Below are 1,685 nucleotides of genomic sequence, written 5' to 3'. Positions count from 1 at the left end.
CCGGTTTCGCGGGTGTAGGTGACCTCGGGGCGTTGCGGCAGGGGCGGTCCGGTGGTGTCGCCGACGTCGTAGACCGGGACGCTGAGCCAGCCCACCAGGACTTCCTCGTCGGTGCCGTCGGCCTTCTTCTTCTTGACGATCTGGGGTGCGCGAACCCAGATCGCCTTCGAGCCGGCGACGAGGTTGCGGTTGAACTTCTTGTTCCAGACCTTCTTGAGTCCGCCGACGAAGGTGGCATCGGGGCGTTGCATTTTGATGAGCAGCTGGTTCTGCAGCGAGTAGTGGTGGAACTGGCTGGCGTAGTGCAGCCAGTCCTGCCATTGCTCACCGGTGTTGAGGTTGGCGATCGCGTCGTCGATCTCGCGGCGGATGTCTTCCACGCGGGTGGTCTTGTCGGCGAAGCTCACCGTCTTGGGTGGGGTGGGCGCCGGCGCGGCCGCGGTGTCGGCCAGAGCGGTCTTGAGGACTGCCTCGGCCTCCTCCAGGACCTCGACGGCGTGGGCGGAGTGGCTGTAGGCGGCTCGGGTGTCACCGGAGCAGCGGCGTGGCCCTCCTGGGTCTGTGGTGGCGCGACACACGGTTGATACCTCCTCGGGCTGGACGCGGGGACCGCTACTGGAGTAGCGCCAGCCCGGCAAGGAGAGCTGGTGTGCGTCTTATCCCTGAAGTACCGGCCGGCAAGGGCGTTTCCGTCGCGGGGACCCGGAAGTTGTCCGGACTGTCTCCTCCCCAACCGGTGTAAGTCTCTTGCTTTTTGATGTAAAGGGCTTTACATTGGTGGCAGGAAGGTGAGGTGCACAATGACGACTCGAACAGCGACGCAGGCCCGGTACCGCAACGCGTTGATCGGCCTGGCCGCCGGCGACGCCTGGGGTTATCAGGTCGAGTTCCGCAAGTACGCGCAGATGCCTGCCTACCCCGTGCCGGCCCCCAAGAAGGTGTGGCGGATCTCCGACGACACCCAGATGACGTTGGCGCTGCATGACGCTCTTGTCGACGCCGGCGACCAGCTCGACGACATCGACGTCGTGACCAAGGCCATCACCGCCCGGTTCCTGGAGTGGCAGGTCGACCGGGACAACAACCGTGCCCCGGGAGCCACCTGCATGGGGTCGCTGGCACGGCTGCGTCACGGTGCGCACTGGCATGACGCCGACGGGGCGCTGCCGCGATACGGTTGCGGGGCGGTCATGCGGTTGACGCCGGCGGCGCTGTGCCCGGAGCCGGTGTGGCTCGGCATCACCGCACTGCAGGCCGTCCTCACCCATAAGCATCCCCGCGCGATCGCCTCGGCGCTGGTGCTCGCTGACGCGATCCGATCGGCCACCCGGTTGCGCGGACACTTCCTCGAACACGCGATCAGCGCGGCCATGTCGATCGTGACGGGCGAAAGCCCTTGGCTGCGTGACGAGTTCCTGCTCGACGTGCTCTCCCCTATGACCTCGGACGTCGCCGGCATGCTCGCCGAGGGCGTCCGCGACGTGCTGCTCGATGCGCTGCTGGACGCCTTCACGGTCAAGCAGGAGCTGGTCACGCTGTCCCCCGCCGACTACGGCGACCCCTGCACCGGGATCGGCGAGGGCTGGGAGTCGGGCTCAGCTGTGGCGGTCGGGCTGCTCGTGGCCGACATGGCCACCGCGCCTGGGCGGCGGCGCGCACCCCTCAACGGCCGCGAAGGCCTAGCG

The 1,685-nt window shown here is 67.6% G+C and carries 1 protein-coding gene and 1 pseudogene; one reads left to right on the top strand and one right to left on the bottom strand.

What is annotated here, in order from left to right:
- Positions 1-578 (bottom strand): annotated as a pseudogene (locus WA965_RS11120) (ArdC-like ssDNA-binding domain-containing protein); the annotation flags it as partial.
- 222 nt (positions 579-800) lie between these two features.
- Here WA965_RS11120 and WA965_RS11115 point away from each other — a divergent pair.
- The coding region (locus tag WA965_RS11115; RefSeq protein ID WP_526447504.1) for an ADP-ribosylglycohydrolase family protein at positions 801-1,685 on the top strand (885 nt) is incomplete at its 3' end.

The organism is Mycobacterium sp. (genome assembly GCF_049683935.1).
Classification (GTDB): domain Bacteria; phylum Actinomycetota; class Actinomycetes; order Mycobacteriales; family Mycobacteriaceae; genus Mycobacterium.
This window is presented reverse-complemented; position numbering and strand designations above follow the sequence as displayed.